The sequence below is a fragment of the Vibrio sp. 10N.222.49.C9 genome (assembly GCF_041474985.1).
GTDB lineage: Bacteria > Pseudomonadota > Gammaproteobacteria > Enterobacterales > Vibrionaceae > Vibrio > Vibrio crassostreae_C.
Window position 1 is genome coordinate 1 of sequence record NZ_JBFRVD010001391.1, and the last position, 361, is coordinate 361.

Consider the following 361-nt stretch of genomic DNA (forward strand, 5'->3'; position numbering starts at 1 on the left):
TTTCAGATGCGTTAAATAGGAAGTTTGCTTCATGCGTAAAACAGATAAGAAGATCGAAAATAGAATTAGAAGCGTGTTAACCGAAGTTTGTGAAGATACGTTGAAAGGCTATGATGGTTTTCTTTGGGTAACTCATACGGTCAATTACTCTTCTTTTCCCCAGAGCTTAAAAATCGTCTGTGTATTCGACACAAATCAAGATAGAGCAAACTTTTTAGCAGGAGAAGGGCAACTGAATGTCTCAACAACCATTCAAAAGGCGTTTGATCAGGTTGGGATCCAACTAAAGAACGTAGATAAGCAAATCAGTTACGAACACAAGTAAATTGCGATTGCGGTCGGCAAGGTAAAGTTAATTAGG

Annotated in this window: 1 protein-coding gene; it reads left to right on the plus strand. The window is 38.2% G+C overall.

Features of this window, described 5'->3' with window-relative positions:
• Positions 1-31 precede the first annotated feature (31 nt).
• Positions 32-325, plus strand: a complete 294-nt coding sequence (locus tag AB4585_RS28430; RefSeq protein WP_017031616.1) for a hypothetical protein — start codon at positions 32-34, stop codon at positions 323-325.
• Positions 326-361 lie beyond the last annotated feature (36 nt).

Excerpts from the sequence above, each read along its gene's own strand:
- AB4585_RS28430 (WP_017031616.1), top strand. The coding sequence starts at position 32 with ATGCGTAAAACAGATAAGAAGATCGAAAATAGAATTAGAAGCGTGTTA.